18 protein-coding genes and 1 tRNA gene are annotated in these 20,423 nt (G+C 32.2%); 11 read left to right on the forward strand and 8 right to left on the reverse strand.

Annotated features, from left to right (window positions below):
* Positions 1 to 112: 112 nt before the first annotated feature.
* The 4 genes from D6200_RS11525 (at position 113) to D6200_RS11540 (ending at position 5,121) form a co-directional block, all read left to right on the forward strand.
* Positions 113 to 2,710: a TonB-dependent receptor gene (locus tag D6200_RS11525; RefSeq protein ID WP_047787927.1), complete on the forward strand. Its 2,598-nt coding sequence runs from the start codon at positions 113 to 115 to the stop codon at positions 2,708 to 2,710.
* Positions 2,711 to 2,812: 102 nt separating this feature from the next.
* Entirely contained in the window at positions 2,813 to 3,235 is a 423-nt protein-coding gene (locus D6200_RS11530) for a hypothetical protein (protein WP_047787926.1), read from the forward strand.
* 139 nt (positions 3,236 to 3,374) lie between these two features.
* On the forward strand, positions 3,375 to 4,103 hold the full coding sequence (locus tag D6200_RS11535; RefSeq protein WP_047787925.1) for a lysophospholipid acyltransferase family protein: 729 nt from the start codon (positions 3,375 to 3,377) through the stop codon (positions 4,101 to 4,103).
* A gap of 37 nt (positions 4,104 to 4,140) precedes the next feature.
* Positions 4,141 to 5,121 carry an acyl-ACP desaturase gene (locus D6200_RS11540; RefSeq protein WP_073182272.1) on the forward strand — a complete coding sequence of 327 codons (981 nt, stop codon included), beginning with the start codon at positions 4,141 to 4,143 and terminating at the stop codon, positions 5,119 to 5,121.
* Between the two features lie 100 nt (positions 5,122 to 5,221).
* Here D6200_RS11540 and D6200_RS11545 read toward each other — a convergent pair whose 3' ends face one another.
* Positions 5,222 to 6,010 (reverse strand): amidohydrolase, encoded by a 789-nt coding sequence (locus D6200_RS11545; protein ID WP_073182271.1) that lies wholly within the window; start codon positions 6,008 to 6,010, stop codon positions 5,222 to 5,224.
* A 68-nt stretch (positions 6,011 to 6,078) separates the two neighbouring features.
* Here D6200_RS11545 and D6200_RS11550 point away from each other — a divergent pair, with 68 nt between their 5' ends.
* A complete protein-coding gene (locus D6200_RS11550; RefSeq protein WP_073182270.1) occupies positions 6,079 to 8,835 on the forward strand; it encodes a PD-(D/E)XK nuclease family protein in 2,757 nt (918 codons plus the stop codon).
* Here D6200_RS11550 and D6200_RS11555 read toward each other — a convergent pair.
* The 3 genes from D6200_RS11555 to D6200_RS11565 all read right to left on the reverse strand — a co-directional run bounded on the left by D6200_RS11555 (position 8,832) and on the right by D6200_RS11565 (position 9,935).
* A complete protein-coding gene (locus tag D6200_RS11555) occupies positions 8,832 to 9,365 on the reverse strand; it encodes a GNAT family N-acetyltransferase (RefSeq protein ID WP_073182269.1) in 534 nt (177 codons plus the stop codon). The two genes, D6200_RS11550 and D6200_RS11555, sit on opposite strands and share 4 nt — an antisense overlap.
* Before the next feature lie 14 nt (positions 9,366 to 9,379).
* Positions 9,380 to 9,453 (reverse strand) — tRNA-Ala (locus D6200_RS11560).
* 59 nt (positions 9,454 to 9,512) lie between these two features.
* Positions 9,513 to 9,935 (reverse strand): molybdenum cofactor biosynthesis protein MoaE, encoded by a 423-nt coding sequence (locus D6200_RS11565; protein ID WP_047787920.1) that lies wholly within the window; start codon positions 9,933 to 9,935, stop codon positions 9,513 to 9,515.
* Positions 9,936 to 10,047: 112 nt separating this feature from the next.
* Between D6200_RS11565 and D6200_RS11570 the strand changes: the two genes are divergently transcribed.
* Positions 10,048 to 11,235 carry a phosphoglycerate kinase gene (locus tag D6200_RS11570; protein ID WP_047787919.1) on the forward strand — a complete coding sequence of 396 codons (1,188 nt, stop codon included), beginning with the start codon at positions 10,048 to 10,050 and terminating at the stop codon, positions 11,233 to 11,235.
* A 126-nt stretch (positions 11,236 to 11,361) separates the two neighbouring features.
* The gene (locus tag D6200_RS11575; RefSeq protein ID WP_073182268.1) at positions 11,362 to 12,402 is read left to right on the forward strand and encodes an NADP(H)-dependent aldo-keto reductase; all 1,041 of its coding nucleotides are present in this window, start codon (positions 11,362 to 11,364) and stop codon (positions 12,400 to 12,402) included.
* A 68-nt stretch (positions 12,403 to 12,470) separates the two neighbouring features.
* Here D6200_RS11575 and D6200_RS11580 read toward each other — a convergent pair whose 3' ends face one another.
* The 3 genes from D6200_RS11580 to trpS form a co-directional block, all read right to left on the reverse strand.
* Complete coding sequence (locus D6200_RS11580; RefSeq protein WP_073182267.1) at positions 12,471 to 12,776, reverse strand: DUF6370 family protein; 306 nt, start codon at positions 12,774 to 12,776, stop codon at positions 12,471 to 12,473.
* A gap of 74 nt (positions 12,777 to 12,850) precedes the next feature.
* Positions 12,851 to 13,105 (reverse strand): hypothetical protein, encoded by a 255-nt coding sequence (locus D6200_RS11585; protein ID WP_047787916.1) that lies wholly within the window; start codon positions 13,103 to 13,105, stop codon positions 12,851 to 12,853.
* A gap of 139 nt (positions 13,106 to 13,244) precedes the next feature.
* Positions 13,245 to 14,213 (reverse strand): tryptophan--tRNA ligase, encoded by a 969-nt coding sequence (gene trpS, locus D6200_RS11590; protein ID WP_047787915.1) that lies wholly within the window; start codon positions 14,211 to 14,213, stop codon positions 13,245 to 13,247.
* A gap of 176 nt (positions 14,214 to 14,389) precedes the next feature.
* Between trpS and D6200_RS11595 the strand changes: the two genes are divergently transcribed.
* The 3 genes from D6200_RS11595 (at position 14,390) to D6200_RS11605 (ending at position 19,087) form a co-directional block, all read left to right on the forward strand.
* A complete protein-coding gene (locus D6200_RS11595) occupies positions 14,390 to 15,172 on the forward strand; it encodes a lysophospholipid acyltransferase family protein (RefSeq protein WP_047787914.1) in 783 nt (260 codons plus the stop codon).
* Complete coding sequence (gene trhA / locus D6200_RS11600; protein ID WP_073182266.1) at positions 15,153 to 15,794, forward strand: PAQR family membrane homeostasis protein TrhA; 642 nt, start codon at positions 15,153 to 15,155, stop codon at positions 15,792 to 15,794. Before D6200_RS11595 ends, trhA begins: the two co-directional genes overlap by 20 nt.
* A gap of 146 nt (positions 15,795 to 15,940) precedes the next feature.
* Entirely contained in the window at positions 15,941 to 19,087 is a 3,147-nt protein-coding gene (locus D6200_RS11605; RefSeq protein ID WP_082118583.1) for a M43 family zinc metalloprotease, read from the forward strand.
* A 49-nt stretch (positions 19,088 to 19,136) separates the two neighbouring features.
* On the opposite strand, the gene D6200_RS11610 is transcribed toward D6200_RS11605, so the two are convergent.
* Complete coding sequence (locus D6200_RS11610) at positions 19,137 to 19,607, reverse strand: CYTH domain-containing protein (protein WP_073182265.1); 471 nt, start codon at positions 19,605 to 19,607, stop codon at positions 19,137 to 19,139.
* A 92-nt stretch (positions 19,608 to 19,699) separates the two neighbouring features.
* On the opposite strand from D6200_RS11610, the gene recO reads away from it, so the two are divergent.
* Complete coding sequence (gene recO / locus D6200_RS11615) at positions 19,700 to 20,422, forward strand: DNA repair protein RecO (RefSeq protein ID WP_073182264.1); 723 nt, start codon at positions 19,700 to 19,702, stop codon at positions 20,420 to 20,422.
* Position 20,423: the final 1 nt, after the last annotated feature.

Here is a 20,423-nt window from a genome sequence, read left to right on the forward strand (position 1 = left end):
TTTAGATATGGTAAGGTCTTAATTTCTTGTTAAAACTTAACATTAAGTTAATATTAGCGCTAATGAAAAGCAGGATATTTGCACCTGCATTTAATAACAATTAGATTAAAAAATGAAAACATTTAAAAATGTATTACTTGTAGCTTTATTCTTTGTAACGGCTACGGTTTTAGGTCAAACAAAAATTACTGGTACAGTAGTTGACGAAATGGGGGAACCATTGCCAGGAGCTAATGTTGTAGTAAAAGGGACTACAAACGGATCTGCTACTGATTTCAATGGAAAGTTTATGCTAAACGCTAGTTCTAATTCAGGAATAGTAATAGTGTCATTTGTTGGGTATACTAACAAAGAAGTGTCTTTTTCAGGAGGGTCAGACCTAGGAAATATCGCTTTGGAACCATCTAACACTTTAGATGAAATTGTAATTATTGGTAAAGGAGTTATCGATTTAGCAGGGGGCAGGAAAACACCAGTTGCTGTTTCTACAATTAAGGCAGCAGAAATCCAAAAGAAGATAGGAACACAAGATGTTACTATGGCTTTAGTAAATACTCCTTCGGTATATGTTGCAGGTCACTCAGGAGGTTTTGGAGATTCAAGAATTTCCGTACGTGGATTTGATCAAACAAATACGGCGTTCTTATTAAACGGACAACCAATTAACGGTATGGAAGATGGTAAGATGTATTGGTCTAACTGGTCAGGAGTTAACGATATTGCTTCTGCAATACAGATTCAGAGAGGTTTAGGAGCTTCTAAATTAGCTATTTCTTCTGTTGGTGGTACAATGAACTTTGTAACTAAAACAACTGACAAGAAGGAAGGAGGATATTTTTATGCTGGTACAGCAAACGATAATTACTACAAGGTATCTGCTGTTTACAACACAGGTATGAGTGAAAGTGGATGGGGAACAAGTGTAATGCTTTCTCATTGGCAAGGAGATGGGTACTTTGATGGTACTAAAGGTCAAGGTCAAACTTATTTTATCTCTGTTGGTTATAAGCCAAATGATAAGCATAGTTTTAACTTCTTACTTACAGGAGCACCACAATGGCATGATCAAAATTTTGCTCAAAGTATTGAAACTTACTTAGATAAAGGAGTGAAATATAATAATAACTGGGGTACTTATAATGGTAAGTACATGACAGAGAGAAGAAACTTTTATCATAAGCCAGTTCTAAACTTAAACTGGGATTATAAAATATCAGAAGTGTCAAATTTATCTACTGTTTTATACGCTTCATTTGGTAGAGGTGGAGGAACAGGAAATAGAGGAGCTAGACAAAGAACTGCTGAGGGGCTTATAGATTATGATGCAATTTATGCAAATAACGCTGCTGCGGGAGGTGTAGGAATGTTTGGTAATGATACTTATATTACTAGGTCATCAGTTAACAATCATGCGTGGTATGGTTTAGTATCAAACTTCGAACATGATATTAATGATAATCTTACTTTCAATATAGGAGCTGATCTTAGAACATATTATGGAACTCACTTTAGGCAAGTAGCTGATTTTCATGGTTTAGACTCTTGGACTGAAGATAGAGATTTAAAAGATAATACTCACAATAGAGTTGGTCCTACTGTAGCTGTTACAGCTACTGAAAGCTTTGGTACTAACCCTTGGTCTGCAATGTTTAACGGAGCTGAGGAGAATCAGAGAATTGATTATGATAATAGTGAGAGAATTACTTACGGAGGAGTGTTTACTCAACTTGAATACTCAAATGATAATATGTCTGCTTTCTTTCAAGGAGCTATCTCTAATCAACAACACCAAAGATTTGATAGATACGATTATTTACCAGAGCATGAAGAATCTAAGAAAATTAACAACTTAGGCTATAATTTAAAGGCAGGACTTGGTTTTAAAATGTCTGAAAAAGGATCTTTCTACTTTAATACAGGTTATTACTCACGTCAACCTTACCATGATAATATTTTTAATAACTATGATAATTCTATCAATCCAAGTTCCCAAAATGAAGATATTTTTGGTTTAGAAATGGGGTATAGCTTTAAATCAGAATTCTTTAGTGCAAATGTTAACTTGTATAACACTATCTGGAAAAATAGAGTTGAAGCAACATCACGTTTAAGTGGTGGTGTTCTTACAACTACTGAAACAACAGGTCAAAGTCAGTATCATAAAGGAATTGAATTAGATTTTGTAGCTAAGCCATTACAACAATTAGATGTTAGAGGTTTTGTTTCATTAGGTGATTGGATATATTCAGGAGAGGTTACAACTAGAACATTAGATGAAGATAGAAATGTAACTGGAGCTAGTACAGTTGTAGATGTAGATGGAGGTAAAGTAGGTGATGCAGCACAGTTCACACTAGGTCTTGGTTTTGACTATTCTATTACAGAAAATTTAAGTATAGATTCAGATTATAGATTCTATGATAAATTATACGCCAACGTTGGTGCGGTTAAAGAAAACTTAGAGTTACCTTCTTATGGTTTATTAGATGCAGGAGTGTCTTATAAATTAAGATTAGGTGAAGGAACTAAATCTTTAGACTTTAGAGCAAACGTTAATAATGTTTTAGATAAAGAATATCTTACAGAATTAAGAACTAACAATCCAGTTGGAGCGGGAACAACTAATACATATAAAGGTATTGATACTAGTAACCAAGGTTATTTTGGTATGGGTACTACATGGAACTTCTCAGTAAGATATAACTTCTAATTATTTCAAATTAGAAATAAATTGAAAACCACCTCAAAAGAGGTGGTTTTTTTATGCAGAAAATTCAGTACTTTTACAAGTACAAAAAATTAACAAATCATGATGAAAAATTTGCACTCTTATTGGGCATATATTGTATTAGCAGTTTTAATATTTACGGTAGTAAATGCTATTATAGGCTTAGTACAAAAAAAAGAATTTACCCATAAAGAGTTCCGTTTAGGTTTATTTACTTTAATCACAACTCATATTCAATTATTAATAGGCTTAGGATGGTATTTTATGTCTCCTTGGTATCAAGCATTAAAAGCTAATGGAGGAGAGGTGATGAAAGAACCAGCAGCAAGATTATTGGCAATTGAACACCCATTAACTATGATTATTGCTATAGTGTTAATTACGATAGGATGGTCTAAACATAAAAAACAAGTAAAAAGCGAAGCCAAGTTTAAAACCTTTGCTATCTTTTACGGATTAGCGTTGTTATTAATTCTCTCAAGAATTCCTTGGAATAATTGGTTTTAAGATAAAATTATAGTCCCGCTTCCGCGGGATTTTCTATTTTTGCGGACTAGTAAGGTTTTAATAATGAAATCGGTATGTTTTTGTAACGGTTTTAGTTAGTTAAAAAAGAAACTAGTAAACAACAAAACAACTAAATAGAATGAAGGTTTTAAGTTATATTTTATCATCAATCTTTGCATTGGTGTTTTTCTCTTTACTATTAATTTTCCATCCAATACAATGGTTAGGGTTAAAACTCTTTGGTCAAGAAGGACACCAAAATGTAGTAAATATTATGAATTGGTTCCTAATAAAATCTTTATTGATTTTAGGAGTTCGAGTTGAGTTTGAAAACAAACACAAGTTGCCAAAAAACACAACGTTGATTTTTGTAGCAAATCATCAAAGTACATTTGATATTCCGCCAATAATTTGGTACCTTAGAAAACACTACCCAAAATTTGTATCAAAAAAAGAGCTAGGGAAAGGAATTCCCAGTATCTCTTTCAATTTAAAATATGGAGGAGCTGCTTTAATTGATAGGAAAGATCCTAAGCAAGCCTTATCTGAATTAGGTAAGTTCGCCAAACGAATTAATAAAAATAAATGGTCTGCCGCGATTTTTCCGGAAGGAACAAGAAGTAGAACAGGAAAACCAAAGGTATTCTCTGTAAACGGGCTTAAAATGATAGCTAAATACAATCCACAAGCTTATATCGTTCCGTTATCAATAAATAATTCGTGGAAAGTATTTAAATACGGAAAATTTCCATTAGGAATAGGAAGTCCTATAAAGATCCAGACTCACGAACCTATAAAAGTAGATAGCTTACCGTTTGATGAGTTAATTACCAAAGTGGAAGCAACAGTTAAATCTGGAATACACTAAAAACAAACAACAATAAATATAACCCTTAAATTTTATTATGTCATTACAAAACATACGAAAGGAAGTAATGCAAACGCTGGAAAAAAATATAGACAGTTTTGTAGACAAATTCTTAATGCCAATTGAAAAAATTTGGCAACCAACCGATTTTTTACCTAATTCTCAAAAAGATTCTTTTATTGATGAAGTAAAAGAAATTCAAGAAATTTCAAAGGAGCTTGACGATGATTTTTGGGTGGTTTTAGTAGGTGACACAATCACTGAAGAAGCTTTACCAACCTATGAATCATGGTTGTTAGATTTAGATGGAGTAACACAACAACCAGACAATGGTTGGGCAAAATGGATTCGTGCTTGGACAGCTGAAGAAAATCGTCATGGAGATGTGTTAAATAAGTATTTATATCTTTCAGGAAGAGTAAATATGCGTGAGGTAGAAGTATCTACACAGCATTTAATTGCTGATGGATTTGATATCGGTACAGCAACAGATCCGTATAAAAACTTTGTCTACACTAGTTTTCAAGAGCTAGCAACGTATATTTCGCACTTAAATGTAGCAAAAATAGCGAAAAAGAAAGGGCACAAAGCTTTGGCAAAAATGTCTCGAATTATTGCGGGAGATGAAATGCGTCATCACCTAGCGTATACAGAGTTTGTAAAGGAAATCTTCAAGATTGACCCAAGTGAAATGATGTTGGCATTTCAACACATGATGAAACACAAAATAGTTATGCCTGCAATGCATTTAAGAGAATCATTTGGGGAGAAAGGAAGTCTGTTTGACGATTTTTCAACCGTTGCGCAACGAATAGGTGTATACACCGGCTTTGACTATGTTGATATTGTGAGAAAACTAAATGAAGCTTGGGAAATAGATAAGATTACTAATTTAACTTCAGAAGCAGAAAAAGCACGAGATTTCTTAATGAAGTTACCAGATAGAATGTATCGAATCACAGAACGTATTGTAGTACCAGATACTAAGTTCAATTTTAAATGGATGATTCCTGCATAAACTGATTAAGTAGCGTCATTACGAACGGTAGTGAAGTAATCTTCTGGTTTATGGTTATTCTACAAACAGATTACTTCGTCATAAATTCCTCGTAATGACGTTATTTTTTAATAACAAAGGCATCTCTGTCATCTAAAAAACAAAATCGATCACGAATTTTTGCTTGCTCTTGTTTGTTTAGTTCAATAATCAATATTTCCTCAGTTCCTAGATTATTTTTGACTAAACAATTGCCTAGAGTATCGTAACAAGCCGTATTTCCAATATATTCATAACCGTTAGCGTCTACACCTACTCTATTTACTCCAATCGTATAACTCATATTTTCAATAGCACGCGCTTTTAATAAGCTGTCCCATGCTTCAATACGCGGTTTAGGCCAACTTGCCACATAGAGTAATAAATCGTAATTTTCAGTATTTCTGGCCCATACAGGAAAACGTAAATCATAACATATCAACGGACAAATTCTCCATCCTTTATAGTCAATTATAATTCTTTCAGTTCCTGCAGAAAATACTTCATGTTCGCCTGCTAGCGTAAACGTATGTTTTTTGTTATACGAATCTATTTTTCCTGAAGGATGCACAAATAATAAACGATTGTAAAAATTATTATTTTCACTAATAATTATACTTCCAGTAATAGCAATGCTCTTTTCTTGTGCTAAATTTTGCAACCATTGTACTGTTTCTCCTTCCATAATTTCAGCAACTGCTGAAGCATTCATGGTAAAACCTGTAGTAAACATTTCAGGTAAAACGATTAAATCAATCTCGTCTGATAAACCATTGATTTTTTTTTCAAATCGTTTTCTATTTTCTGTTGGATTTTCCCAAACCAAATCCGATTGAATCAAAGCTACTTTTAAAGTATTCGTTGTGTTCATAATCATATATTGTCTGTACTATCAAAAGTAGGATAAAAATTGTACTTTGCTTACAAGAAAACCAAGGTATGCAGTCTTTTATCTCAGAAACGTTAGATACTATTTTACAAAACACCAAATCGTTTGAAAATGTTGTGTTTATATTGCCTTCACAAAGGGCAGGAGTTTTTGTAAAAGAAACGTTTAAAAAGAAAATTTCGGCAGGTTTTTTACCAGAGATTATCAATATTGGTGATTTTGTTGAAGAAATTTCAGAAATGAAAAAGGTAGACTCCGTCCAGCTCCTTTTTCATTTTTATACAATTTATAAAAAACAAGAAGAAACCCCAGATTCTTTTGATGTGTTTTCATCATGGGCATTTACGGTGTTGCAAGATTTTAATGATATCGATCAGCATTTGATTAACACACGAGAAATATTTGTGTATTTGCGAGACATTCATCGCTTACGAAAATGGTCAGTAAAGGGAGAGTTTCAAGAAACTGAATTAATGAAAGATCATTTTGCTTTCATGGAAAAGTTGAATAAATATTACGATACTTTTTATCAGTTTTTACTTGAAAATAATATCGGATACCAAGGGGTTTTATATAGAGAATCAACTAAAAAAGTAACGGATTTTATCCATAGAAATCAACAGAAAAAATACTTTTTTATCGGGTTCAACGCATTAAATGCAGCGGAAGAGTTCTTGTTTGAACAATTTTTATTAAACGGAAAAGCAGAAGTTTATTGGGATGTTGATCAAACATTTTATGAAAGTCAGCATCAAGCAGGAAGTTTTTTAAGGAAATATAAAACCCGTTGGAAATACTATCAGCAGAACCCAATTAAAACGATTAAAGAATATTTTTCTGAAAAGAAACATATTGAGGTTATCGGAGCTTCAAAAAACATCACGCAGATAAAATATGCAGGAGAGATTTTAGCTAAACTTCCTAATTACAACAATACAGCATTGGTTTTGGCAGATGAAACTTTGTTGCCAATTACCTTAAATTCATTACCCGTAACTGTAAATGCAGTTAACATTACAATGGGATACCCTTTAAAAGATGTGCCTACTACAAGTTTAGTATTTGCTATTTTCCATCTATTTATAAATCAAGAAAAGTTAGAAAAGAAGAAAGAAAATCTTTTTTATCATAAAGATGTAATTCGATTAGTAAAAGATACCACCATTTATCGATTATTACAGATTGATGAGCAAACTAATATAGCCGATACACTTTCAGAAGCGATTGCTAAAGAAAACAATACGTTTGTTGGTCAAGAAGAGGTTGTAACATTTTTGTCTGTTGTAAGTGAAGAAATAAAGAAAACTATAACGACAATTTTTAATCCGTTAGTATCAATTAGTGAGTTTTTAAACAGAATTATAGAGTTAATTAACTTGTTGAAGGAAAATACTAACGAGTTAGAAAAAGAGTACTTATTCCGATTTTATACTGCATTTACTCAGTTACAAAACTTGCATAATGAGTTTGGTTATGTACAAGATTTAAAAACCTTACATCAGTTTTTTAGACAACTAATACAATCGGAAAGTTTATCATTTCAAGGAGAACCTTTACAAGGGTTGCAGTTAATGGGAGTATTAGAAACACGTGTATTAGATTTTGAAAATGTTATTATAACTTCTGTGAATGAAGGAGTTTTGCCTGCCAATCAGCAACAAAACACGTTTATTCCTTTTGATGTAAAGATTGAATTTGGGTTGCCAACCTACAGAGAAAAAGATGCGCTATTCTCCTACCATTTTTTCCGATTGTTACAACGTGCTAAAAACATTTACATTTTGTACAATACAGAGCATGATGTATTTGGAAGCGGAGAAAAAAGTCGTTTTGTAACGCAGTTAGAAATGATGCGAGACGATATTACCGAAAAAATAGTGAGTCCTAAAGTAGTAACATCGCCTGTTCAATTGAAAGAAATTCAGAAGGATGAAAAAGTTCTTGAACGCTTACAAGAATTAGCTCAAAAAGGGATTTCTCCATCAGCATTAACCAATTATTTGTACAATCCGATTGCCTTTTACAAACAGAAAATTTTAAAAATTAATGAACTAGACGACGTTGAAGAAACAGTTGCTGCAAATACGCTGGGAACTGTTGTGCATGATATCTTAGAAGAATTATATAAACCCTTTGAAGGAAAATATTTGCAATTAGGAGATGTTGAAAATATGCAGAAGAAAACCAAAGAACTCGTAACTTTTTATTTTTCAAAACATTTTAAAAACGGAGATTTAACTACAGGAAAGAATCGATTAATTTTTGAAGTTGCAAATCGTTTTGTAGAGAATTTTTTACTAAAGGAAAAACAATTGCTGAAAGATGAGAATAACCAACTAAAAATAATTGCTACTGAGCAGGAATTGTCTTCAGAAATAAAGGTTGAAGGAATTGATTTTCCAATAAAAATAAAAGGAATTGTCGATCGAATTGATGAACTCAACGGTGTTACTAGAATTATTGATTATAAAACAGGAATGGTTGATAGCACGAACTTAAAAGTACTCGACTTTGAAGTGATACGCGATTTAAAATACCACAAAGCCATTCAGGTAATGTTATATGCGTTTTTATATACTCAACACACACAATTTAATTTTGAGAAACGATTGGCAGCAGGAATTATCTCCTTCAAAAACTTAAAAAGTGGCTTTTTACAGATGAATTTCTCATCTAATTATCGAAAACCTGATAACGCTATTACAGAAGAAAGATTAGAAGAATTTATAGCAGAAATAAAGAATCTGTTAACGGAATTATACGACCCGACAATCAATTTTATTGAGCCTACCGATTTACCTTATTAAATCTTTAAATAAACAATTTCCCAATCTTGGTCGTTACTTGTGTAGGTTTTTAAAATTCTAAAACCAATCGCTTTATGTGCATTGATAGATCGAGTGTTTTTCTTATCAATTTCAGTAATGATAGAATCGTATATTTCAGAGAATTCTTCTTTCATTTTAGTATATAAACCTCTAAAAATTCCCTTTCCTCGGTAATGCTTGTCTATACAAACTTGCCCCATTAAAATATAAGGTTTAGCACCCTCTGAAGTAGTGTCTATTTCATCAAACATAGGAATGAGAATAGGGATGTCATTTCTGAAAATTTTAGACATGGATAAAGCATAACCAACAACAAGTCCGTTACTTTTTGCAATAATATGCGGATGTACATCATTCATTTTTTGCAGTAATTCCAAATCATGATGAACGGTAACAAAACCTTGTTCTTTTTTGTCTATTTCTGATAAATTACCAGGCAAGTTCTGTTGTTGCAACTTCAATATTTGAAGCAATTCTGTTTGATTAGAAGCTGTGGTAAACTCAATCATAATTTTAAAAATAGTGGAGCATATCGGAGTCGAACCGATGACCTTTTGACTGCCAGTCAAACGCTCTAGCCAACTGAGCTAATGCCCCAATAAAGATTGTTATGCATTTACATTATTAGAAATGATTTATTACCAAATATAGTGTTTTTAAGGGTGCGCATTCACCCAAACTCCACCATCTTCAAAAAATTCTTTTTTCCAAATAGGAACTGCTTCTTTTAAGGTATCTATAGCATATTGGCAAGCTTCAAAAGCCGCTTTTCTATGTGGAGAAGAAACAGTAATAATTACAGGAACATCACCAATCGTTAACAAGCCTTCCGCATGGTGAATAGCAATTTTTGTTACACTAAACTTTCCCAAAACTGCATCCGCAATTTTTTGCATTTCCTTAATTGCCATGGGCTTGTAGGTAGAAAAATCTAGTTGAGTTACTTTTTTGTTTTGTGTAGCATTTCTTACAGTACCTACAAAAACAGCGATTCCACCACAAGAAGGATCAGCTACAAAATCGTAACATTCCTGTAAATTAAGTTTTTCAGAAGTTATTTTTATAGATGTTGTGTTCATATTAATAAGCATGTAAGTTTAACAAAGATATAAGATTGAAAGCTCAAAAAGAATAGAAACCAATCAGATTTAAATAATTATTTTTGTTTGCTGAAACAGAACACAACTTAAAATGAAAACATTGAACGATTTCAATTTCGAAAATAAAAAAGCATTAATTCGCGTAGATTTTAATGTGCCTTTAAACGATAGTTTTGAAGTAACAGACGATACAAGAATCCAAGCAGCAAAACCAACGATTATTAAAATATTAGAAGATGGTGGTAGCTGTGTGTTAATGTCGCATTTAGGGCGTCCGAAAGGAAAAGAAGATCAATTTTCGTTACGTCATATTGTTAGCAAGGTAACAGAAGTGTTAGGTGTACAAGTGAAGTTTGTTGATGATTGTATTGGTTCAGTAGTTGAAGAAGCAGTAACTAATTTAAAAAGCGGAGAAGTTTTATTGTTAGAAAACTTACGTTTTTATACAGAAGAAAAAGCGGGAGATGTTGCTTTTGCTGAACAATTAGCCAAATGGGGAGATGCGTATGTAAATGATGCTTTTGGTACAGCACACAGAGCACATGCATCTACTGCGATTATCGCACAATTTTTTCCAGAAAATAAATGCTTCGGAAATTTATTAGCAACTGAGATTGAAAGCATCGATAAGGTATTAAACAATTCAGAGAAACCAGTGACCGCTATTTTAGGAGGGGCGAAAGTGTCGTCTAAAATTGGTGTGATTGAAAATATTATTGAAAAAGTAGATCACATTATTGTTGGTGGTGGTATGACGTTTACGTTTATCAAAGCTTTAGGAGGTAAGATAGGAAACTCATTAGTTGAAGAGGATAAATTAGAGTTAGCATTAGAAATTTTAGCGAAAGCAAAAGAGAATAATACAGAAATCCATTTACCAGTAGATGCTGTTATTGCAGATGCTTTTTCAAACGATGCGAATACGCAAGTAGTAGATACAAACGAAATTCCTGATGGATGGATGGGATTAGATTGTGGATCTAAAACCGTTGAAAAGTTTGCTGAAGTTATCGCAAAATCAAAAACAATTTTATGGAATGGTCCTTTAGGAGTTTTTGAAATGGAAAAGTTTGCACAAGGAACCATTGGTTTAGGACATGCTATTGAAGAAGCAACTAAAAATGGAGCGTTCTCACTTGTAGGTGGTGGAGATTCGGTTGCTGCGGTAAAACAATTCGGATTTGCTGATAAAGTGAGTTATGTATCTACAGGTGGAGGAGCAATGTTAGAAATGCTAGAAGGACAAACCTTACCTGGTATTGAAGCAATTTTAAAATAATTCGTCATTTCGAGTGGTAGCGAGAAATCTCATAAAGGAGTAACTTTTTAAATTAAAGATTTCTCAATTGTACCTCTTTCGAAATGATCATTGGTTTACAGTAAATCTTTAATAATTACAGAATAAATGAAATACACAACACTACCCAATACCGATGTAAAAGTTTCTGAAATTTGTTTAGGAACAATGACATGGGGTCGACAGAATACGGAAGCAGAAGGTCATGAACAAATGGATTACGCTTTAGAGAAAGGGGTAAACTTTTTTGATACGGCGGAACTATATTCTGTACCAGCAACACCAGAAACATACGGAGCAACAGAAAAAATTATTGGTTCTTGGTTTAAGAAAACAGGAAACAGAGAAAAAGTAGTGTTAGCGTCTAAAATTGCTGGAGGAGGCGATTACACAGCTCATATTAGAACAGGTGGCTTCAATAGAAAAAATATATCAGAAGCTATAGAAGGTAGCTTGAAACGGTTACAAACAGATTACATCGATTTATATCAATTGCATTGGCCAGATCGTGGAGTAAACTGTTTTGGAGTACGTGATTATCCGTATAAAACTTCTGCAGAAGAAGCTGAAAAGCATTTAGAGATTTTAGAAACTTTGAATGACTTCGTAAAACAAGGAAAGATAAAACATGTAGGTTTGTCTAACGAAACTCCTTGGGGAACGATGAAATATCTGCAAACAGCAGAACAGCATGGTTTACCAAGAATGGTTACGATTCAAAACTCATATTCATTAATTCATAGAGGATATGAGGTAGGAATGTCTGAAGTTTCTATGAGAGAAAATATTGGTTTGTTAGCGTATTCTCCATTAGCACAAGGAGTATTAACAGGAAAATATATTGATGGTAAAACTCCAGAGGGAGCGAGAGGAACTTTATTTCCAAGGTTTATAGCAAGATATAAAAATGAAGGTTCAGAAAAAGCAGTTTTAGAGTACAAAAAAATAGCTAATAAACACGGATTAACATTAACAGAGTTGTCTTTAGCATATATTAATCAGTTACCATTTGTAACGAGTAATATTATTGGAGCTACGAAAATGAGTCAGTTAAAAGAGAATATCAATTCTATTAATATTGAACTGTCTGATGAGATTTTAGCAGAGATTGAAGCGGTGCATACAATGATTCCTAATCCAGCACCGTAATGTAAATAGAATTAAGACAAAAAAATCCGAAGTAATCTTACTTCGGATTTTTTATTTTTTGTTTAAAACTATTCTTCAACTATTTTAAAAGAAGAAGCTTTAAATCGGTTATTTTCGATTTTTCCAATAACTTCTGCTTTTCTAACTACATTACAAAAACCGATATTTTTATCATGGGCATCACCATAATCATCTATGTGTGCACCATCAATAAAATAGGCTTGTCCATCTATTTTTACAGCTAAATCACACCCATGTTGGCTGTCTAAACCAAACTTACATTGACCGCATGAAGCTTCTGCTATTTGTGTTTTTTCTTTTGAGGTACTGCAGGAAGCGATTCCTAAGAATACTAAAATTAATAATTTTTTCATGTTATGAATTTGTGAAAATAAGTATAAAAAAACCAGAATATATATTCTGGGTTTAGTTATTATATTTGAATTTCCTAGCTTTCTTCTTCACCTACAAGTTCTCCTTGTGTGGTTACAGATCCAGTAGTTGCGTTTCCATATACAGGAGTTTCATTTCTTAAAATGTCAATTACTCTAGCAAAATTATCTGCTGTCATATATGGAGTTTCCTGTCTTTTCCCCTGAAATGTCGTAAAGTAAAACTTACCCAAATCAATTTTAGGATCCCATAAAGCTTGATATTCTTTTAGTTTTGTCCATCCTGTTGTTCCTTGTGCATAATGTGGCATAATATGTTAGTTTGAGGTTAATAGTAGTGTAAAACTATCAAAAAACACAACTAACAAAGGTTACCTATTCCCCGTTTTTCATAGGGGATATACTCCTAATTTTTTAAGGATAAAATGACTTATTTACTAGATGATATAATTAGTATCCTATTTTTCCTCTAACTCTCTGTAGCACATCTTTGGCAATTAAACGAGCTTTTTCTGCTCCTACAGCTAAAGCTTCATCAATTTCATGACGGTTTTCCATATAGTGGCTATATTTAGTACGTACATCAGCAAATTTTTCTACAATTAATTCATAAAGAGCTTGTTTTGCATGTCCGTATCCATAACCTCCATTTTCATAATTAGCACGCATTTCGCTAATTTGCTTCTCTGAAGCTAACAATCTATATATAGCAAAAACATTGTCACTATCTGGATCTTTTGGATCTTCTAACGCTTTACTATCCGTTTGAATAGCCATAATTTGCTTACGTAACTTTTTGTCTGGTAAGAAAATATTAATAAAGTTATTTCGAGATTTACTCATTTTTTCGCCATCAGCGCCAGGTACTAGTTTTGTGTTTTCATTTATCTTGGCTTGAGGTGGAACCAAAGTTTCACCAACAATATTATTGAATCTATTAGCTACATCACGTGTCATTTCTAAATGCTGTAACTGATCCTTTCCTACAGGAACAACTTCAGCATCGTACAGCAAAATATCCGCAGCCATTAACATAGGGTAGGTAAATAAACCAGCATTAACGTCTGCTAAACGATCAGCTTTGTCTTTAAAACCATGTGCTAAGGTTAAACGTTGGTATGGAAAAAAACAGCTTAAATACCAAGTTAATTCAGTAACTTCAGGAATGTCACTTTGACGATAAAATACGGTTTTATTAATATCAATACCACAAGCAAGCCAAGTAGCTGCAACACTATAAGTGTTTTCGCGTAATTCATTCCCATCTTTAATTTGGGTTAAAGAGTGCATATCTGCAATAAATATAAATGATTCGTTTTTAGAATCATTAGCCATTTCAATTGCAGGTAAAATTGCTCCTAATAAATTTCCTAAATGTGGGGTTCCTGTACTTTGTACTCCTGTTAAAATTCTTGACATAAGTCTGTTTTGAAATATTATTAATAAGTGCTTGCTTAAGTCAACAAAAATAAGCTTAAAATTTATCAAACAAAAGAAATTACTACTTTCGCATTTTAAACGAGTTTGGGTTTTTAAATTCCTCAAAAAAGAAAAAGAAAAATAAGGTTAGTTGGTTAATTATAAATTTTAAAAATTTGAAATACATATATTTTCCTATTCGTTTTATTTGGCGTGTTTGGTTTTACACGTTAATAGTAGTTTCCATACTAATAATGTTACCTTTCTTACTAGTCTTAACTTCAGATGAGAAGTATTACCCTGCTTTTTGGAAAATGGTTAGAGTTTGGGCTTTCTTTTTAATTTATGGAATGGGGTTTCGATTAAATATAGAAAGGGAACAGGAAATAAACTGTAATGAGAGTTACATGTTTTGTAGCAATCATGCATCATTTATTGATCCGTGGGTGTTAATAGCAATGAGTAAAAATCCAATAGTTTTTGTAGGGAAGAAAGAATTAGCAAAATTTCCAATTTTTGGTTTTTTTTATAAAAAAGTCGTTATTGTAGTTGATAGGAGTGATTTAGAAAGTAGAAAAAAAGTATATGAAGAAGCCAATAAGAGATTAAAAAATGGAACAAGTATTGCTATTTTTCCTGAAGGTTTAGTGCCAACAGAAGATGTAGTTTTAGCACCTTTTAAAAATGGAGCATTCAGTTTGGCTATTGAGCATCAAATACCTATTGTACCTCAAGTTTATTATGACGGGAAGCGTTTATTTTCATGGGATTTCTTTAAAGGGTCACCAGGTGTACTACGAGTAAAACAATGTAAATTCATAGAGACAAAAAATTTAATTACTCAAGATAAGAACAAGTTAAGGGAGCAGACTTATAATATAATATACAATGAATTAATTAATGATGAGTTGTATATGAAAGACACAAATCGTTCCATTCATGAAAGAAAGTTTAAATAACCATTACAGCAAAAAAGAGGAAAGATTAAACATACTTACTCATGGTTTTGGGCTATTGTTAAGTATTATAGCCTTACCTTTTCTGGTACATAAATCATTCAATTACGATGGCTTATGGCAGATGGTCAGTTTTTTAATTTATGGATTTAGTTTAATAATTCTATATGCAGCATCTACCTTTTATCATGCAGCTAAAAAACCTAAGCTAAGACGAAAACTAAATATTTTTGATCATGCAGCTATTTATGTGTTAATAGCAGGAACTTATACTCCCTTTTGTCTGGTTACTTTGTCAGGAGAATTAGGTTGGTATATGTTTATCTTTGTTTGGGTGTTTGCATTTATAGGTGTTATATTAAAATTCTTTTTTACAGGGAAGTTTGATAGGCTTTCTACAGCATTGTATTTATTAATGGGTTGGCAAGTAGTTTTTTTGATAAAACCATTAATGGAAAGGTTGCATGAAGATGGGGTAATGTATCTTTTTCTTGGAGGTGTTTTTTATACCGTTGGAGCTATCTTCTATTCTATAAAAAAATTGAGCTATAATCACGCAACATTTCATGTTTTTGTTTTGCTTGGAAGTTTATCTCATTTCACATGTGTTTTGTTTTTTGTTTAGTTTTAATGTTAAAAAAATAAATAAAAAATCATTTTAAAGTTAAATTTATATTAATTGGTAATTTATTATTTATATTGGTTACTATTGTATTAATTTAATTTGTTTTGTAGTTGTAGGTTTGTTAAGTAATTTAAAATCAATCAATTATGAAACAAAAAAATATTTTGTTCCCCTTCTTCTTTTTGTTGTTTTTCTGTGTTGAGGTTATGTTGGCTCAAGACTGTAAAGTTACAATTGAAAATCAAAAGGTATTTTCAAAATACCCTGAATCAAAGAAAGAGTTTGAGAGGTTCAACCACTACACAAAAAAAGTAGTTAGTAAAAAGCAAATTTCGCAATCAAATAGAGCGGGAGAAACGTACATCATTCCAGTAGTAGTACATGTTTATGGTGCTACTCAGCATGGATTAACTGTAACTTACGATAAGATAAAAGTAGCATTAGATAAGTTAAATGAAGATTTTAATGGACTAAATGATGACTTTAATACGGTAGACCCTGTTTTTTCTGGTAGAAGAGGTACACTTAGTATACGGTTTGCATTAGCTAAGATAGATCCTAATGGAGGGAGCACTAATGGTGTTGTATTCCACCCAGAAAAGGCTGGTTATGGGAATGGAGGTGGTTATGATGCTCAAATAGCTGCAGATGCCTGGGATAATTATAAGTACATGAATGTATATATTATGGGAGACTTATATGCAGATGGAAGTTCGACAAACTCAGGAGTTGCATGGTATCCTAACACAGCAATGTCTAATAATAATACAGCAAGAGTAGTTTATAATGGACGTTATATTCATGGAAATACCAATAAAGAGTTTGCATCAGTATTAACCCATGAGTTTGGTCACTGGTTAAATCTTATTCATACATTTGAAGGGGGTTGTAATGATCCCAATGGAGATTATGTAGATGATACTCCAAAAGAAGACACTAACTCAGGAGATGATGGTTGTAATGTTGGTGCGAGTGATTGTGGTAATTTAATTAACTATGAAAACTATATGGGCTATGATTCCGCATCAGGTTGTGCAAAAATGTTTACACAAGGGCAAATAAATAGAATGTTAGTAGCATTAGATCATCCAGCTCGTAAACCCTTATGGCAACCATCTAACTTAGTAGCTACAGGAGTTAATTTGTCAGGAGGTTCACTTGTGGTAGATAATAATAAAGTTGAAGAAGCACTAACAAATAACGGTACAATTGTTAATGAAGTAAAGCACATTACATTAGAGGGAGGAACATTTGCTGTTGGATCTGGAAACCTGTCTCTTGGTACTCATTTTGACTTAAATCTTCCACAAGGAATATCAGCACAAATTTCGGTAGTTAATAACAGAAAGTTAAGTGTAAATTTTACAGGTAAAGCTCTGAACCATGTAAAAGCAAATAATTCAACCGGAATTATAACATTTAAAGATGCTGCAATTTCGGGAGGTACAACAGCCTTAAACTCAAATAAAGTAGCTTTTGAGTTTAGTTTTTATGACCCTTACAAAATAGTATATGTAGATAACCAGGATTATACCGCGAACTCAGGTAGTACTTGGACGTTTTTTAGGATAGAAGGAGCAGAAAATGATAATGCTTTCGGAACTTTTTTTGAAAACAACGCACTAAAATTGGAAACGTATCAAAAAGCGTTGGTATGTCAACCAGGAACAAGAAACCCAATACCATTAACACTCAATACTGAAATTAACCAGCAAAGTTCATGGGTGTCAGGAGGGGCTTACCCCGATTTGCATGTGATTAGAGATGTAAATTATACAGCTTGGGATGGTAAAACGGCATATATAGGGTTTCAATTTCAACTATATCCAGGAAAGTTAAATTATGGATGGTTTAGAGTACAAGTGAATAATAATGGTTCTTCCTATTCACTTCTAGATTATGCGTATAGTACAGAACCCTATGGAGAAATTAAAGCAGGAAGTAAAGTTTATGGAGGTCAACCAACGTGTAATGATGGTATTCAAAATGGAGATGAAACTGGTGTTGATTGTGGTGGTACTTGTGAGCCATGTAACGTAGCTATTACTTACTGTGATTCTAATGGTAAAAATGCTAACGATGAATTTATTAGTAGAGTACAATTACATACAATAGATAATAGTTCTTCTAGTTCAAGCAATGGGTATGCTGATTATACAGCTTCTATATCTACTAATTTATTAAGGGGAGATAGTTATTCAGTAACAATAACTCCGAGTTGGAGAACAACAAAATATTCTGAAGGTTATAGTGTTTGGATTGATTATAATAAAAATGGAGATTTTACAGATCCAGGTGAACTGGTTTGGAGTAAATCAGCGTCTAAAGATAATATAGTTTCTGGACAATTTACTGTGCCTAACTCGGCAGTATTAGGAGATACTAGAATGAGGGTCTCAATGAAGTATAATGGTATAGCAACATCTTGTGAGTCTTTTAGTTATGGAGAGGTTGAGGATTATAAAATAATAATATCTGAGAATTCTTTGCCAACATGTAATGATGGTGTTCAAAACGGTGATGAAACTGGTGTTGATTGTGGAGGTTCATGTTTGCCTTGTGATACCACAGATAATATTGTATATGTTGATATAGATGACCTTACAGTCAGATCAAATGATACTTGGAAATTTTTTAGAATCGAATCAGGTGATGATACAGATTATGGTGCTTGGTATACAGGTAATACTTTACGATTAGTAACTTACGGTAAAGAATTGGTATGTAATGGAGTGAGTAATGAAGTGTCGTATTTAGAAGAAGGAGTAGTAATTGGAAGTTCAAGTAATTTCGTAACAGATTCACATAGTTTTTTAGTTAGTTCTTCTGATTATACTCTATGGGATGGAAAAACAGGATTTATAGGTTTTTCTTTTAAAATAAATGGAAATACACATTATGGATGGTTTCATGTTTCAGTAGCAAGTAATGGGCAATCTTACACACTAACAGATTATGCCTATAATAAAGTGGCAAACTTGCCAATTACAACCGTAAACAGAATTGGAGCTGTTGGAGCTCGTTATAATGAGTTAAGTAAAAATGTTACGCTTTATGCTGCACCAAACCCTTTTGAATCACAAACAAAAATTAACCTTTCAGGTTTTTCTAAAAAAGAGGATATACAATTACATGTATACGATTTATTGGGGAGACATATTTATACTGAAAAGGTTAATTCCTCCTCAACATATGTAGTGATTGATGAAAGCATCTTAAAAAAAGAGGGGATGTATTTGTTGAAAATACAATCAGGAGAAGAAATAAAAACACTTAGTATTTTAAAAAAATAAAAAGATTATTAAAATAAAAAATGGTAAAATCATCTATTTTTAGATGGTTTTACCATTTTTTATACGGTAATTTACTTAGGTTAGAATTATAGTATTTAGCATCTCCAGTAACTTCTTTACCTAACCATTCAGGTTTTGTAAAACTTTCATTTTCATTTTCTAACTCAACTTCAGCAATAAGCAATCCATCATTATCCCCTAAAAATTCATCTACTTCAAAAATATGATTGTCAATTTTTACTAAATATCTATATTTCTCAATACTACCTTTTTCACATAAATCAAAAAGACTCTCAGCTTCTTTCTTATCAATTTCTTTTTCCCATTCAAATCGAGTAGTTCCATTAGCACTTGATGCCCCTTTGATAGTTAAAAAACCAGTATTATCTTTTAAGCGAACTCGTACTACTCTTTTTTTATCTGAATTTAAAAAACCTTGTTTTATGTAGTTTTTTTGAAAAGCTTCTTGTTTAAAGTCTGTAGATTTTACCAAGAATTTTCGCTCTATCTCTGTTGCCATACTAAAGGAATCAATTTTACACGAATGTACTATTTTTGTTGGTATTATTGGTATATCTTTGATTAATGATTTTAATAGTTAAACTTGGTTAAATGGCAGTAGTTACTACAAAAGCCATTGTTTTGAGTTCTCTTAAATATGGAGATACTAGTTTGATAGTAAAATGTTTTACTTTACAAGAAGGAGTAAAATCGTACATGATAAAAGGAGTGCTAAAATCAAAAAAAGGAAAGTTAAAACCTGCGCACTTTCAACCATTAACACAGCTAAACCTTACGGCAAACCATAGTAATAAAAGCTCATTGCATTCTATTAAAGAAGTGCAAGTGATTCATTCGTATGAAACTATTTATACTTCTGTTGTTAAGCAAACAATTGTATTATTTTTATCTGAAGTGTTATCATATATTCTACAAGAAGAGGAAGAAAATAATCCTTTATACAGTTATATTGAAACTTCTATAATTTGGTTAGATACACATAATGAGGTTGCAAACTTTCATTTACTATTTTTATTAAATTTATCTAGGTATTTAGGTTTTTATCCAGATACAACCAATATTGATAAAACAGCATTTAATTTGTTAGAAGGAGGTTTTACCGATACGGAATATGAAAAGCTAACTCTATCGGGAAAAAAATTACTTCTTTTTAAAGGTATATTAGGCATAAATTTTGATGCAATAAATTCAATTTCTTATTCAAAAAAAGAAAGACAAACTATTCTCCGAATTATAGTTCAATATTATGAATTACATTTGGAAGGATTTAGAAAACCTAAATCATTAGATGTTTTAGAAACCGTGTTTAATTAAT

Origin of the sequence: Tenacibaculum mesophilum (assembly GCF_003867075.1) — a bacterium.
Taxonomy (GTDB): domain Bacteria; phylum Bacteroidota; class Bacteroidia; order Flavobacteriales; family Flavobacteriaceae; genus Polaribacter; species Polaribacter mesophilus.

What these genes read in the sequence shown, in the direction of transcription:
- D6200_RS11565 (WP_047787920.1), bottom strand. Translation starts at nt 9,935, where the DNA reads ATGAACACAACATCTATAAAAATAACTTCTGAAAAACTTAATTTACAG.
- D6200_RS11555 (WP_073182269.1), bottom strand. Translation starts at nt 9,365, where the DNA reads ATGATTGAGTTTACCACAGCTTCTAATCAAACAGAATTGCTTCAAATA.
- D6200_RS11580 (WP_073182267.1), bottom strand. Translation starts at nt 12,776, where the DNA reads ATGAAAAAATTATTAATTTTAGTATTCTTAGGAATCGCTTCCTGCAGT.
- D6200_RS11525 (WP_047787927.1), top strand. Translation starts at nt 113, where the DNA reads ATGAAAACATTTAAAAATGTATTACTTGTAGCTTTATTCTTTGTAACG.
- D6200_RS11570 (WP_047787919.1), top strand. Translation starts at nt 10,048, where the DNA reads ATGAAAACATTGAACGATTTCAATTTCGAAAATAAAAAAGCATTAATT.
- D6200_RS11530 (WP_047787926.1), top strand. Translation starts at nt 2,813, where the DNA reads ATGAAAAATTTGCACTCTTATTGGGCATATATTGTATTAGCAGTTTTA.
- D6200_RS11605 (WP_082118583.1), top strand. Translation starts at nt 15,941, where the DNA reads ATGAAACAAAAAAATATTTTGTTCCCCTTCTTCTTTTTGTTGTTTTTC.
- D6200_RS11535 (WP_047787925.1), top strand. Translation starts at nt 3,375, where the DNA reads ATGAAGGTTTTAAGTTATATTTTATCATCAATCTTTGCATTGGTGTTT.
- D6200_RS11585 (WP_047787916.1), bottom strand. Translation starts at nt 13,105, where the DNA reads ATGCCACATTATGCACAAGGAACAACAGGATGGACAAAACTAAAAGAA.
- D6200_RS11540 (WP_073182272.1), top strand. Translation starts at nt 4,141, where the DNA reads ATGTCATTACAAAACATACGAAAGGAAGTAATGCAAACGCTGGAAAAA.
- D6200_RS11545 (WP_073182271.1), bottom strand. Translation starts at nt 6,010, where the DNA reads ATGAACACAACGAATACTTTAAAAGTAGCTTTGATTCAATCGGATTTG.
- trhA (WP_073182266.1), top strand. Translation starts at nt 15,153, where the DNA reads ATGAAAGAAAGTTTAAATAACCATTACAGCAAAAAAGAGGAAAGATTA.
- D6200_RS11610 (WP_073182265.1), bottom strand. Translation starts at nt 19,607, where the DNA reads ATGGCAACAGAGATAGAGCGAAAATTCTTGGTAAAATCTACAGACTTT.
- trpS (WP_047787915.1), bottom strand. Translation starts at nt 14,213, where the DNA reads ATGTCAAGAATTTTAACAGGAGTACAAAGTACAGGAACCCCACATTTA.
- recO (WP_073182264.1), top strand. Translation starts at nt 19,700, where the DNA reads ATGGCAGTAGTTACTACAAAAGCCATTGTTTTGAGTTCTCTTAAATAT.
- D6200_RS11575 (WP_073182268.1), top strand. Translation starts at nt 11,362, where the DNA reads ATGAAATACACAACACTACCCAATACCGATGTAAAAGTTTCTGAAATT.
- D6200_RS11550 (WP_073182270.1), top strand. Translation starts at nt 6,079, where the DNA reads ATGCAGTCTTTTATCTCAGAAACGTTAGATACTATTTTACAAAACACC.